The organism is Deltaproteobacteria bacterium, assembly GCA_016218975.1.
In the GTDB taxonomy this organism is placed as follows: domain Bacteria; phylum Desulfobacterota; class Deferrimicrobia; order Deferrimicrobiales; family Deferrimicrobiaceae; genus JAENIX01.
Window position 1 is genome coordinate 154,932 of record JACRCO010000053.1, and the last position, 13,664, is coordinate 168,595.

General features: G+C 62.1%; 12 protein-coding genes and 3 tRNA genes. 2 read left to right on the forward strand and 13 right to left on the reverse strand.

The window, feature by feature from the left end:
• The first annotated feature begins 5 nt into the window (after positions 1–5).
• Positions 6–1,190, forward strand: a complete 1,185-nt coding sequence (locus HY896_07305; protein MBI5576159.1) for a hypothetical protein — start codon at positions 6–8, stop codon at positions 1,188–1,190.
• Positions 1,191–1,269: 79 nt separating this feature from the next.
• On the opposite strand, the gene HY896_07310 is transcribed toward HY896_07305, so the two are convergent.
• Positions 1,270–1,346 (reverse strand) — tRNA-Asp (locus HY896_07310).
• A gap of 13 nt (positions 1,347–1,359) precedes the next feature.
• Positions 1,360–1,435 (reverse strand) — tRNA-Val (locus tag HY896_07315).
• Positions 1,436–1,558: 123 nt separating this feature from the next.
• Between HY896_07315 and HY896_07320 the strand changes: the two genes are divergently transcribed.
• The gene (locus HY896_07320) at positions 1,559–2,548 is read left to right on the forward strand and encodes a saccharopine dehydrogenase NADP-binding domain-containing protein (protein MBI5576160.1); all 990 of its coding nucleotides are present in this window, start codon (positions 1,559–1,561) and stop codon (positions 2,546–2,548) included.
• A gap of 213 nt (positions 2,549–2,761) precedes the next feature.
• On the opposite strand, the gene lon is transcribed toward HY896_07320, so the two are convergent.
• From lon to HY896_07375, 11 genes are all read right to left on the reverse strand, one after another.
• A complete protein-coding gene (gene lon / locus HY896_07325; protein MBI5576161.1) occupies positions 2,762–5,176 on the reverse strand; it encodes an endopeptidase La in 2,415 nt (804 codons plus the stop codon).
• Positions 5,177–5,228: 52 nt separating this feature from the next.
• Positions 5,229–6,482: an ATP-dependent Clp protease ATP-binding subunit ClpX gene (gene clpX / locus HY896_07330; GenBank protein ID MBI5576162.1), complete on the reverse strand. Its 1,254-nt coding sequence runs from the start codon at positions 6,480–6,482 to the stop codon at positions 5,229–5,231.
• Between the two features lie 16 nt (positions 6,483–6,498).
• The gene (gene clpP / locus HY896_07335) at positions 6,499–7,107 is read right to left on the reverse strand and encodes an ATP-dependent Clp endopeptidase proteolytic subunit ClpP (protein ID MBI5576163.1); all 609 of its coding nucleotides are present in this window, start codon (positions 7,105–7,107) and stop codon (positions 6,499–6,501) included.
• On the reverse strand, positions 7,104–8,393 hold the full coding sequence (tig, locus tag HY896_07340; protein MBI5576164.1) for a trigger factor: 1,290 nt from the start codon (positions 8,391–8,393) through the stop codon (positions 7,104–7,106). The genes clpP and tig overlap by 4 nt, the downstream gene beginning before the upstream one ends.
• A 45-nt stretch (positions 8,394–8,438) precedes the next feature.
• Positions 8,439–8,520 (reverse strand) — tRNA-Leu (locus HY896_07345).
• 114 nt (positions 8,521–8,634) lie between these two features.
• Complete coding sequence (locus HY896_07350) at positions 8,635–9,480, reverse strand: amidohydrolase (protein ID MBI5576165.1); 846 nt, start codon at positions 9,478–9,480, stop codon at positions 8,635–8,637.
• Positions 9,481–9,484: 4 nt separating this feature from the next.
• Positions 9,485–9,871: a PilZ domain-containing protein gene (locus tag HY896_07355; GenBank protein ID MBI5576166.1), complete on the reverse strand. Its 387-nt coding sequence runs from the start codon at positions 9,869–9,871 to the stop codon at positions 9,485–9,487.
• Positions 9,872–9,890: 19 nt separating this feature from the next.
• The gene (locus tag HY896_07360; GenBank protein MBI5576167.1) at positions 9,891–11,432 is read right to left on the reverse strand and encodes a 2,3-bisphosphoglycerate-independent phosphoglycerate mutase; all 1,542 of its coding nucleotides are present in this window, start codon (positions 11,430–11,432) and stop codon (positions 9,891–9,893) included.
• 1 nt (position 11,433) lies between these two features.
• Positions 11,434–12,717: a phosphopyruvate hydratase gene (gene eno / locus HY896_07365; protein ID MBI5576168.1), complete on the reverse strand. Its 1,284-nt coding sequence runs from the start codon at positions 12,715–12,717 to the stop codon at positions 11,434–11,436.
• A 31-nt stretch (positions 12,718–12,748) separates the two neighbouring features.
• Entirely contained in the window at positions 12,749–13,207 is a 459-nt protein-coding gene (locus HY896_07370) for a universal stress protein (protein MBI5576169.1), read from the reverse strand.
• Positions 13,208–13,345: 138 nt separating this feature from the next.
• A complete protein-coding gene (locus HY896_07375; GenBank protein MBI5576170.1) occupies positions 13,346–13,630 on the reverse strand; it encodes an HU family DNA-binding protein in 285 nt (94 codons plus the stop codon).
• Between the last annotated feature and the right edge of the window lie 34 nt (positions 13,631–13,664).

A 13,664-nucleotide genomic window follows, 5' to 3' on the forward strand; every position in this document is an offset into this window, starting at 1 on the left:
CGGCCATGGCGGAAGGGTTTTCGGGGTATGCGGAGGTAAAGGGGTTCACCTTCGCCGAACGGGCGAGCGACCGCGACCCGCGTGCGCTCGGCTGGGCCACCCTATTTGCCAAGGGGGAAAGAAAGCTTGGCGACTCCCGGTTCACCGCCTCGGCGCGGGCCGAAGAGATTTCTTCCCGCGAACGGGGTCCTCTCGTCTTCGACCCGGCCGACCGGGATGCCCGCCGCACGCCCGTTTCGGTGCGGGACCTCTGGATGCGCCTGCCGCTTACCTCGTCCGTCGACCTTCAACTCGGCCGCTTCGAGCTCGGATGGGGAAAAACCGACGGCTACTCTCCCGCCGACGCCTTCCTGCCCCGGGACCTTTCCGACCCCTTTGCCGACGAGAAGTTGCCGCTCTGGGCGGCCCGCCTGAGCGGGCAGAGGGGCCCGCTTCGGGTGGAGGCGGTCGCCTGCCCCGTCACCACCCCCTGGCGCCTGCCCGTCCTGGGCGGCCGGAATGCTCCTCTTTCGACCGGTTTACCGATCGGGAAAGTCGGGATCGAAGACAAGGAGAACGCGCCCCCCCGGGACGGTTTCGGCGCACTTCGCCTCCTCGCGACCTTCGGCAACTGGGATCTCGGGGTCTGGGGAAGGTTCGGGGTCCGGCCGGCGCCCCTCCTCGTGTTCCGCACGGACCTCGCTTCCCTCGGTCCGTCGGGCCCGACCGTCCCGGTCGAGCGCCGCTACGCCCGGGAACAAGGGGCCGGAGTCGAAGTCTCCCTCGTCGCCGGCTCCTGGGTGCTGCGGGGCGAGACGGCCGCCCTTTTCTCCGGGGACCCCGGCTTGGGAAACGCTCTCGTCGGGACGCTGAGCGCCGAGCGGGGATTCGGCGACGGGACGCTGCTCGTTACACTGGCGGGCAACGCGAAAGACACGCCCGTGGACGCTACCTTCCTCTTCGACCGTGCGCTCCTCCCCGTCCTCATCGTTGCATGGAACCGGACCGAGGCATGGGGAAATTGGAAGGTGGTCTGGACGGAGGCATTAAAGCACGGCGACGGCCTTCTCAAGGCAGAGGTCGGCTACAATGCCACCGACTTCTGGAGTCTTACGCTGGGAGGCGAGCTACCCTACGGGTCGGAGAAAGGACCTTTGGGAGCGCTTCACGCCGCCCGCCGGGCCCACTTGGCGCTTCGGCGGAGCTGGTAAACGAAGACGATCCCACACACCAAGTTGATCCCAAAAGCAAAGGCTCTCCCGGGCCTTGACCCGAAAGAGCCTTTGAATTTGGCGGGGTGGACGGGACTTGAACCCGCGGCCTCCGGCGTGACAGGCCGGCGTTATAACCAGCTTAACTACCACCCCGAATCGTGAACGATGGTAGGCGGAACAGGACTTGAACCTGTGGCCCTCGCCTTGTAAGGGCGATGCTCTACCAGCTGAGCTATCCGCCCGGTCGCAACCTCCGAAGATCGAAGACTAAATAAGGTAACAAATCCTCCCCCGGAATGTCAACGCGCATGCATGCCCATTTGTTGCGCACCCATTGAAGCGATCCTCTCTGTTAATATTGTGGCATGAAAATACTTCTCCTGGGCGCCGCGGGGTTCATCGGCCGGGTCGCCGCGCAGGTCCTATCCTCCCGCGCGGATGTCGAAGAGCTCTTCCTCGTCGATTACAACATCCGCGATGCGAAGAAATTCGGGAAGAAGCTCTCCCCGAAATGCCGCTGGGCGATGGCCGACGCCGGGCGGGCCCCCGAGATGGAACGGCTCCTGGCGGGCATCGACGCAGTCGCCAACGCCGTGGGGCCGTGCGCGGAGTACGAAAAGGGAATCCTGCTTGCGTGCGCGGGAAAGGGAAAACACGCCGCCAGCATCGGAGACGGCACGTTCGAGGAGGACGCCCGTCGGGAAATCCACGACGCCTTCCGGCGTGCGGGCAAAGCGGCGGTCTCCGGCTGCGGTATGATGCCCGGCTGGACGGAGCTCCTTTCCGCACACTTCCTTGCAGGCGGCCGGACCGGGCGCGAGGAACAACCCGGGACGGAACCGCGCCGATACCTGTTCGCCTCCCTCGACCGGTACGGCGGTTACGCCTTTTTCAGGAGATTGGCCAAGGCTTCAAGGCGCGAGAAACCGGCCGCTCCGCCTGCCTCCCCCGCGGGTTGCTACTTCGACACGGGAGACGGGCTGATCGGGCTTCCCCCGGGACGGCCTGCTTCCCTGTTCCGGCGTTTCGGAAAAACGCTCGGGGGGCTCGGACCGGTCGGACTGGAACTCTCGGCGGCCCTGCTTTTCTGGCTGCGCGGATCGCTGAGCGCCGGTGAAGGATCGACTGTCGCCGTCGCCGGCGCCTGGCGGGAGGAGCCAGGAAAGACCGTTAAAGCAGCCGCGCTCGAAGACACCCGCGGGATCCTGGCGGGCGTCCTGCTGGCGGAAGTCGCGCTCAAACTGGCGGCGGGCGCAGGCGGAGAAAAGGGCCTCGTCCCCCTGCCCGCGCTGATCGGACGCGAAGAAGCCGAACGGATCGCGAACGAACGCGGCGGGAAAATCATAGCTGGATGATCCGGAAGGCGCACGCCGCAGGGGTCCCCCTCGCGGGAGCCGCAGGCGACACCGACTGTAGTAGAACCCACCCAACAAGGGAAGATACGCTTGGCATACCGAACAATATGGCCGACCACTGGGAGATAACCGAGGGGCACGTAAAACGAATGGGCAGGAGGAGCCAAGGCGACCCGCGACGGGGGAGCCCCGGAGGCGCAGCGCCTTCCGGATCTAATGACGGATGACTTCCTCGTCCGATGAGGCGGGCGGCAGGTCCGGCGGCGGATCGGGCTCCGGCGGCAGGTCCGGCTCGATCGGCTTCACGACGCCGGAAAGATCGACGGCCGCCTCGAGCACCTGGTCCATATGGCGGACGAAGACGATTTCGAGGTTCTTCTTTATCTTCGCCGGGATCTCCGCCAGGTCCTTCTCGTTCTCGGCGGGCAGGATGACGGTCTTGATCCCGCCGCGGTGCGCGGCAAGCAGCTTTTCCTTGACGCCGCCGATGGGAAGCACTCGTCCCCGCAGCGTAATCTCACCGGTCATCGCAAGGTCGTTCCGCGCGGGAACTTTAAGCAGCGCGGAAGCCAGCGCCGTCGCCATCGTGATTCCCGCAGACGGTCCGTCCTTGGGAATAGCTCCCTCCGGCACGTGGATGTGGATGTCGAACTTCTGGTAGAAGGACCGCTCCAGCCCCATTCGCTCGGCCCGGGTCCGGATGTAGGAAAGGGCGGCGTGCGCCGATTCCTGCATTACCTCTCCGAGCTTGCCGGTCACCCGCAGGTTCCCTTTCCCCGGCATCAACGCGACCTCTATATGAAGCAGCTCGCCGCCGAATTCCGTCCAGGCAAGCCCGGTGGCCAAACCGATCTGGCCCTTCTCCTCCGCCTCTCCGTACCTGTATTTCCTCGGGCCGAGGTAGCGGCGGACTGCCTGCGGAGCGACGCGGACCTTCTCGACCGACGGGTCTTTAACCACCTCCCGCGCGATCTTTCGGCAGATGGACGCTATTTCCCGCTCGAGGTTGCGCACGCCCGCCTCGCGCGTATAGTAGCGGACGATGTGCAGGATGGCCGTGTCGGTGAAGGAAACCTTCTTCGGCGACAGGCCGTGCTCTTCCTGCTTTTTCCGGATGAGGTAGTTGCGCGCGATGTGGAGTTTCTCCACTTCGGTGTACCCCGGCAGGCGGATGATTTCCATCCGGTCCTGAAGCGGGGGCGGGATGCCGTGCAGCATGTTCCCCGTCGTCAGGAACATCACGTCCGACAGGTCGTAATCGATGTCCAGGTAGTGGTCGTTGAAGGTGTTGTTCTGCTCCGGGTCGAGAACCTCAAGGAGGGCCGCTGACGGGTCCCCCCGGAAGTCCATCGACATCTTGTCCACCTCGTCGAGCAGGAACACAGGGTTCACCGTCCCCGCCTTCTTCATCTGGTGGATGATCTTGCCCGGAAGAGCGCCTATGTAGGTGCGCCTGTGACCGCGGATCTCCGCTTCGTCCCGCACCCCTCCCAGCGACATGCGCACGAATTTGCGCCCCGTCGCACGCGCGATGGACCGCGCAAGAGAGGTCTTCCCGACCCCCGGGGGGCCCACGAAGCAAAGGATGGGACCTTTCAGCTTGGAGACCAGCTTGCGGACGGCGAGGTACTCGATTATACGTTCCTTGGCCTTCTCCAGCCCGTAATGGTCCTCGTCCAGCACCTTCTCGGCCGCCTCTATGTCGAGCTTGTCCTCGGTGCGCTCCTGCCAGGGGATGGAAATGAGCCAGTCCACGTAGTTGCGGCTGACGGTCGCTTCGGCGGACATCGGCGACATCATCCGGAGCTTCTTGATTTCCTTCTGCGCTTTCTGCACCGCCTCCTTGCTCATCCCCTTCTTTTTTACCTTTTCCTCGAGCTCGTCGAGCTCGGTCTTGCCCTCGTCCGCCTGGCCGAGCTCCTTCTGGATGGCGCGCATCTGTTCGTTCAGGTAGAACTCCCGCTGCGTCCGCTCCATCTGCTTCTTTACGCGCCCGCGGATCTTCCGCTCGATCTCCAGGATCTCGATTTCCGATTCCATCAGAGAGAGAAGCTTTTCGAGCCGCTCCTGCTCCGATTCGAGCTCCAGGACCGCCTGCTTGTCGGAAAGCCGGACCGGCAGGTGGGCTCCAGCCATGTCGGCGACCCGCGAGGGGTCCTGCAACGCCGCGACCTGCGCCAGCACTTCGGCGGGGACCTTCTTGCTGAGCTTGGAGAAGCTCTCGAACGAAGCGATGACGTTGCGGACGAGCGCCTCCGCGTGAGGCCCCGTGACCCGTTCCGGCACGATGTCTTCGGCGCTGACCTGGAAGTAGCGGTCATTCGGCAGGTAGTGCAGGACCCTTGCCCGGACGCGCCCTTCGACGAGCACCTTGACCGTTCCGTCCGGAAGCTTGAGAAGCTGGATGATGTGGCTGACCGTACCGACGCGGTGTATGTCCTCTTCCGCGGGGTCGTTTGTCGTCGCGTCCTGCTGCGCCGCGAGAAAGATGAGCCGGTCCGCGGCCAGTGCCGCTTCGAGGGCGGCGATCGATTTGTCCCTCCCCACGAACAGGGGAACCACCATGTGCGGGAATACGACGATGTCGCGCAGCGGCAGCAGCGGAAGGATTTTCTTCCTGTCTTCCATCAAGCCCTCCACGTGGCAACCGGCCGCCCAAGGTGCGGGGAGGACGCCGGCATCAAGCCAGTTCCGCCTTCTTTCCCTGCACGATCTCCGGTGGAACCTTGCCGCTCACTACGTCTTCCGTGATGATGCACTTCTTTATGTTGCTCTGGGAGGGGATCTCGTACATAACGTCGAGCATTATGTGTTCCAGGATTGACCGGAGGCCGCGGGCACCAGCCTTCCGCTCCATGGCCTGCCGGGCTATGGTGCGGAGCGCGTCCTCCGAAAACTCCAGCTTCACGTTTTCGAACTCGAACAGCCTTTGGTACTGGCGGACAAGCGCGTTCCTCGGCCGCTGGAGGATCTGGACAAGCGCGTCCTCGTCCAGCTCGTGCAGCGTGGCCAGAACGGGAAGCCGTCCCACGAATTCCGGGATCAGCCCGAACCTTATCAGGTCCTCCGGCTGGACCATCTCGAGAAGCTTCCCTATCTTCCTCTCGGTGCGCGAAACGATGTCGGCGCCGAACCCCATCGACTTTTTCGACGTCCTCCGCTCCACTATCCCGTCAAGACTGACGAACGCCCCTCCGCAGATGAAGAGAATGTTCGTCGTGTCGACCTTGATGAAGTCCTGCTGCGGATGCTTGCGCCCGCCCTTCGGGGGAACGTTCGCCACCGTGCCTTCGAGGATCTTCAGCAGGGCCTGCTGGACGCCTTCGCCCGACACGTCCCGCGTGATGGAAGGGTTCTCCGACTTGCGCGCGATTTTATCGATCTCGTCGATGTAGACTATCCCCTTCTGCGCCTTCTCCACGTCGTAGTCGGAGGCCTGGAGCAGGGCGAGGATGATGTTCTCCACGTCCTCGCCCACGTATCCGGCTTCGGTGAGCGTCGTAGCGTCCGCGATGGTGAACGGCACGTTCAGGATGCGTGCAAGGGTTTGCGCGAGGAGCGTCTTTCCGCTGCCAGTGGGACCCAGCAGGAGGATGTTGGACTTCTGGAGCTCGATGCCGTCGGTCGACCGCGACTCGATCCGTTTGTAATGGTTGTACACCGCCACGGAGAGAATCTTCTTCGCACGCTCCTGGCCGATTACATAATCATCAAGAATCTTCTTTATTTCCGTTGGTTTGGGAAGCCTGCGCCGCTTCTCGTCCAGGGAATGTTCGACTTCGTTTTCTTCGGAGATGATGTCGTTGCACAGCTCCACGCACTCGTCGCAGATATATACGGTAGGTCCTGCGATCAGCTTCCTTACTTCATTCTGCGCCTTGCCGCAGAAGGAACAGACCAGAAGGTTGGACTTGTCGTTGAATTTCCGTGTCACGGGCGGGCCTCCGTCGCTACTCTACGAGCGGCCTTGCGGCCGCCTGTCTTTTATCCACAACCTGGTCGATTATACCATAGCCCTTCGCCTGCTCCGCCGACATGAAGTAGTCCCGCTCCGTATCCTGCGCGATGCGGTCGAGGGACTGCCCCGTGTGACGGGAAAGGAGCTTGTTCAGTTCCTCCCTCATGCGGAGGATCTCCTCGGCCTGGATCTTGATATCAGTGGCCTGGCCCCGGGTCCCCCCCATAGGCTGGTGTATAAGTATGCGCGCGTTGGGCAGCGCCGTCCGTTTCCCGTGCGCACCGCCGGCCAGAAGCACCGCGGCCATCGATGCCGCCTGCCCGATGCAAACCGTTGCGACCTTGGGCTTTATGAACTGCATCGTGTCGTAGATCGCCATGCCCGCCGTCACGATACCGCCCGGCGAGTTGATGTAGAGGTTTACGTCCTTGTCCGGATCTTCCGCCTCGAGGAAAAGGAGCTGCGCGATTATCAGGTTGGCTATATCGTCGTCTATTTGGTTCCCGATGAAGACGATCCGGTCCTTGAGCAGCCTGGAATATATGTCGTAGGAACGCTCGCCGCGACTTGTCTGCTCCACCACGATGGGTACGAGGTTCATTCGGACGCGACCTCCTCCTTGACCGTTGCGTTTTCCAGCAGGAACGCCATCGTCTTCCTCTCCAGGAGCTGGGTCCGCAGGGCGTCGAGCCGTTCCTCGTCGCCGTAGATCTCCCTCACCTTCTCGAAACTCATCTGCGCGGCTTCGGCCATCGCTTTCATTTCCGCTTCGATGTCGGAATACGGGACGTCGATGCTTTCCTGCCTAGCGACGGCTTCGAGAAGCAGGGAAACCCGGACGATCCGCTCGGCCCCGGGCGCGAACCTCTCTCTCATCTTATCGAAATCCATGTTCACTTTCTTTAGGTCGATCCCCTGGGAAGCCATCCGTTTCGCAGTGTCCTCGATCATGAGCACGATTTGACGGTCGACCAGCGAATGGGGAACGTCGAACGTGTTTTTCTCTAGCAATCCGTTGCGGATATGCTCCTCGGCGTTGCGGCGTGACCGTTCATCTCCCTCTGCCCGAAGCCGTTCCGCCATCCTGGAACGAAGGTCGTTCAAATCCTTTACATCAGTGAAATTCTTTGCGAATTCCTCATCAAACTCCGGCAGCTTCTTTTCCCTGATCGCGTTCACCGTAACGTCGAAGGTAACCTTCTTGCCGGCATACTTCTTGTTGGGCGCTTCTTCGGGATACTCGACCTCGATCGTCTTTCGATCGCCCGCTTTCGCTCCCGCAAGCGCATCCTCGAAATTCTTGCCGAACGGCATTCCACCTCCAAGGATAAGGCTGGAAGATTCGCCGCTGTCGATCGCATCACCGCCCGCCGACGAGGAAATATTCACCTCGAGAAGGTCCCCTTCCGCCGCCCCGCGTTCTTCCACTGTATGGTAACTCGCGAACGATTCACGCAGGCCGGAAAGCGCCGCGTCTACCTTTGCATCCGTTATCTCGACCTTTTCCTTCGTCACCGGCAATCCTTTATAGTCCGCCGCGGCGACCTCCGGCATCACCTCGAAGGTCACGGTAAACGCGAACTCCTCGCCTTCCTTGAGCTTTCCGCCGTCGAAATCGGGAGTGGAAAGCACCCGCAGATCGTTCTCCTTCACTGCCTCGTGGATCGAATCCTTGATAAGCCGTTCGGCGACCTCGCCTTCGACGTGCTCCTTGAAGAGCCGTTTCACCATGGACATCGGGGCCTTCCCCTTGCGGAATCCCCGGACCGGGACGGCTTTGCGGACCTCCGCGTACCCTTCCTCCATTTTGCGGCCGACCTCGTCCGCCGGGATCACCACACGGACACGCTTCTCCACTCCGCTGACCGTTTCGACGCTCGTCTTCATCTTTTCATCCGTTTCCTTTTCGTTAGATAACGTCGGATCGAACGTTGGTGCGAGAGGAGGGATTTGAACCCTCACGGTTGCCCACCGGATCCTAAGTCCGGCGCGTCTGCCATTCCGCCACTCTCGCCCGAAAACACTCTCCCGCCAGCGGAAATGTACAGTATATCCGGTAAGTTCCTCAAGGCAAGGAGAAAAATCCCGATTAAAAGACAAAAACAGGGACGTTCTTAAAAACTCCGATTCAAGGGAGCCGCAGGATCCGGCGCGCGTTCGAAAGGAAGATCTTCTCGATAACGGATGAGGGATATTTCTCGGCATCCCAGTCACGGAACAGCCGTTCATGAGTGAGCACGGGGTAATCGGAGCCGAACATGATTTTGTCCTGAAGCCGGCCCGAAATCTCTTTTTTAAGCTCCGGGGTGAAATATTTCGGGGACCACCCCGAGGTTTCCATGTAAACGTTCGCCTTGTGCAGCAGGATCGCGATCATTTCGCTTTGCCAGGGCCACGAGGGATGGCAGGCGATTACGGTCAGGCCGGGAAAATCCGCGGCCACGTCGTCAAGATGGATCGGTTGGGTGTATTTGAGCTTCAGGCCCATCCCGCCCGGAGTGCCTGCCCCCAGCCCTGTCGTGCCCGTGTGAAACTGGACGGGGACGGACAACTCGACGCACTTCTCGTAGAGCGGGTAGAACCTGCGGTCGTTGGGAAAGAACGCCTGCGCCACTCCCTGGAACTTCACGCCTACCATATTCAGGTCCCTGACCGCTCTCGTAAGCTCCCGCACCGCATCTTCCCCCTTCCAGGGGTCCACGGATGCCCATGCACCGACGATCGCATCGGGAAACCGGTCCCGGAGCGACGCCGTGTAATCGTTGGTGGTCACCGGAAGCTTCGTGCTTGTTTCGGCGTCCCATGCGATGACCATCGCGCCGACGTCCGCACGCCTGAATTCATCCGCCATCTCCTCGTCCTTGCGAACCCGGAACGGCGTCTTGTAGTACGCCTCGAGGGCCTCGAAGTACGGACGCATCGAGTCGTACCATGGCTGCGTGCTCGGATGTGCGTGGATGTCGATCGCTTTCAAGGGGCTATCGGAGGCTCAGGCCGTCCTCGAACTCCTCGTTGGATTTATCGAACTGCATGCCGAAGATGTACGCTCCTCCCGGCTCCTCCGACCCGCGGAACCAGACGACCTTTCCCGAAACCCTCACCGGCGGGTCCCCTTCGACGAATACCGTCGCGTCTATCCGGTTGCGCGTCGTCATAAGGGTGTCGTACATGACGTGGATGCCGTCCGGGGCGATCTTCGGCGTCAAGACCGACATGCCGAGCGGCGACAGATCCCGGACGGTACCGGTTACGGGCGACGATACCCTGGAAGGCTCCTTCCCGCTCTGTACCGTGAATATAACAGTGGCCATCCGCTTGCGCCTCTCCTTTCGCCTTCGTTCCCTGGAAAAGAATCCCTTCGTCATCCTCCGGCGCCCCCGTGCCTTACCGCTTCCGGACGTCTTCCCCGGTCATCTCCGGGGGAGGGGTGATGTCCATCAGCCGGAGAATCGTGGGGGCCAGGTCCTCAAGAGCCCTGTCCTCCTTGAGCAAGGTGTCCTTTCCCGAGGGATCCGCGTAGATAAGCGGCACAGGGTTCGTCGTGTGCGCAGTGTGCGGCTCGCCGGTTTCCGGGTCGACCATCAGCTCGGCGTTCCCGTGGTCGGATGTGATGAGGGCGACGCCCCCGCGCTCCCATATCTTCTCGACGACGCGGCGCAGGTTCATGTCCACGGCTTCGACCGCCTTGATCGCGGCGGAAAGGATTCCCGTGTGACCCACCATGTCGCCGTTGGCGAAGTTCAGGATCATCGAATCGTGGTTCCCCGATGCGATCTCCGCCTCCGCCCGCGCGCCCACTTCGTGTGAGCTCATCTCCGGCTGAAGGTCGTAGGTGGAGACCGAGGGAGACGGAATGAGAACCCGCGTTTCGCCCGGGAACACCTTCTCCTCCCCGCCGTTGAAGAAGTATGTCACGTGCGCGTACTTTTCCGTCTCGGAGATGCGCAAATTCCTTACGCCGTTGGCGGCGAACACCGAGGCCAGGATGTTTTCGAGCGTCTGGGGCGCGAACGCCGTCGGGAAGCCGAACGTCTCGTCGTAAACGGTCATGCTCGCGTAGGAAAGGCCCAGGCGTTCCGGCCGCGGGAACCGGTCGAACGAATCCATCATGAGCGCGCGGGTCAGTTCCCTTGTGCGGTCGGCGCGGAAGTTGAAAAAGATTACGGAGTCGCCGGGCGATATCCGCCCAAAGGGACGGCCGTCCCGCACGATCACGGCCGGCTCCATGAACTCGTCGGTCTTGCCGGCCGCATAGGAACCGGATACGGCGGCGACGGGGTCCGCCATATCCTTGCCCTCCCCGCGCACCATGGCCTTGAAGGCGCGTTCCACGCGGTCCCAACGGTTGTCCCGATCCATGGCGTAATACCTGCCGCCGACCGTCGCAACCTCGCCGGCGCCGATTTCCTTCATCGTTCCGATGAGGTTTTGCAGGTGATGGATGCCGCTGGTCGGGGGGGTGTCCCTCCCGTCCAGGATCGCGTGGACGTACACGCGTGGAAGACCTCGCTTCTTCGCCATTTCGAGGAGCGCGTACAAGTGCGTGTGAAGCGAATGGACGCCGCCGTCGGAAAGCAGCCCGACAAGGTGCAGGGCCTTGCCATTCTCCCTGGCAGAGTCCATCGCCCGGCAGAAAGCCTGGGCGCGGAAAAATTCCCCCGTACGGATGGATTTCGTTATGCGGACGATGTCCTGGTAGACCACACGGCCGGCGCCGATGTTCAGGTGCCCGACCTCGGAGTTGCCCATCTGCCCGGCAGGCAGCCCGACGCGTTCCCCCGACGCCTCGATGAGCGTGTGGGGAAAATCGGACCACAACCGGTCGTAGAACGGGGTGTCGGCCAAGGCGATCGCGTTGGCCTCGGTTTCCTCGCGATAGCCCCAGCCGTCAAGAACGATCAGTGCGACGAACCTGCGTTTCGCCATGTCAAATATTATAGAACACTCCTCTTCCCTCGAACCGCGCAGCCGGGCCGAGCTCTTCCTCGATCCGGAGAAGCTGGTTGTATTTCGCCATCCGGTCGGTGCGGGATGCCGATCCTGTCTTTATCTGTCCGGTGTTCAGGCCCACAACGAGATCGGCGATGGTGCTGTCCTCGGTCTCGCCCGAGCGGTGGGAGACGACGGCGGTCCAGCCGGCGCGCTTGGCCATTTCCACGGCATCGATCGTCTCGGTCACCGTTCCGATCTGGTTCAGCTTGATAAGGACGGAGTTCGACGCCTTTTCGTCGATCCCCTTCCGCAGGATCTTCGGGTTCGTCACGAAGATGTCGTCGCCGACGATCTGGACTTTCGTCCCCATCTCCTTAGTGAAGAGCTTCCAGCCGTTCCAGTCGTCCTCGGAGAACCCGTCCTCGATGGAGAGGATCGGATACTGACGGCAGAGGTCCTGGTAGAAGCGGACCATGCCCTCCGCGTCCTTCGTCGATCCGTCCGACTTCCTGAACGTGTATTTCCCTTTCTCGCCGAACTCGGAGGCGGCGGAGTCGAGCGCAATACCGATTTCCTTGCCCGGCTTGTATCCGGCCTTCACGATCGCTTCCAGGATCACCTCGATCGCCTCGGCGTTCGACTTGAGGAGCGGCGCAAACCCGCCTTCGTCTCCCACGTTCGTGTTCAGGCCCTTGCCCTTGAGCACTTTCTTGAGATTATGGAAAGTCTCCGCGCCCATCCGCAGCGCTTCGGCGAACGAGGACGCTCCCACCGGCATGACCATGAACTCCTGGATGTCCAGGTTGTTGTCAGCGTGAGAACCGCCGTTGAGGATGTTCATGTGCGGCACCGGAAGGGTCCGTCCGCCGATGCCGCCGATGTACTGGTACAGCGGCAGCCCGCTGGCTTCCGCAGCCGCGCGGGCGGCGGCCATCGAAACGGAAAGGATGGCGTTGGCGCCCAGTTTCCCCTTGTTAGGGGTGCCGTCCAGCTCTATGAGCGTCTTGTCGAGGAAGGCCTGCTCGCTGGCGTCGAGGCCAAGCACCTTGGGCGTTATCGTCTTGTTGACGTTCTGGACCGCCTTCAGGACGCCTTTCCCGAGGAACCGCTTCTGATCGCCGTCCCGCAGCTCGACCGCCTCCCGCGTGCCCGTGGACGCCCCCGAGGGCACGATCGCGCGCCCCTCCGCCCCGGACTCGAGGTGGACCTCGGCCTCGACGGTGGGATTTCCCCGCGAGTCAAGCACCTGCCTTGCGTGCACGTCGATGATCATCGTCATCTCTGATGCTCCTCCTCTCGACCGAATGTTATTACGGCTGAATGAATTCCTTTCCCCCCATGCGGACGGTAAGGACGGGGCAGTGGGAGTTGCGAACCACCTTCTCGGCGGTGCTGCCGAAGATGACGTGCTCCACGCCCGTGCGTCCATGCGTGCCGATCACTATCAGGCCGGCGCCGCATTCCCGCGCCTTCCGTATGATTTCGCGATAAGGGATTCCGACGGCCAGCATCGTATCAAAGTTCGCGAACCCGGAAAAGTGCGCGGCCGTGAACGCGTCCATGCTTTCCTTCGCGTACGACTCCATGCGGCCGCGGAGCAGCTCCAGCGGGACGTCCCCGCGGAACATGGGATCCAGGGCGGCGGGCTCGTCGAGGATATGGAGCACGGTGATCCGTGAGCCGAAACGCTCCGCAAGGAGCCTCGCGACCTTCGCGGCCTCGGCGGAGCAATCGGAAAAATCGGCGGGAAGAAGGATCTTCGAGAACATGACGCCTCCTCGCGGCGATTCGGAGCTGCGGCGGTGACCCGCTGGAGGAAACGCCCACGCGGGTCAAAAAAAAAAATCCCCGGCCACGAACTGCGCGCGGCCGGGGGATCGGGTTGTCCGCCTGCGGGAACCTGTGGATTATTTCTTCTTGCCGCCGACCGCTTCCTTAAGGGATTTGCCGGCCGAGAACTTGGGAACCTTCGCCGCCTTGATCTTGATCTGCTCGCCGGTCTGCGGGTTGCGGCCCAGACGGGCTTTCCGGTTGCTAACGCTGAACGTGCCGAACCCCGTCAGGGCGATCTTGTCGCCCTTCTTCAACGCCTTGCCAATCGCGGTGATGAATCCGTTGAGCGCTTTCTCCGCCACCGCCTTGCTGACGTCCGCCGCCTCAGCCATGGAAGCAACCAGATCCGCCTTCGTCATTTCCAGTCCTCCTTAAGAGAGTGTTATCAGGTTC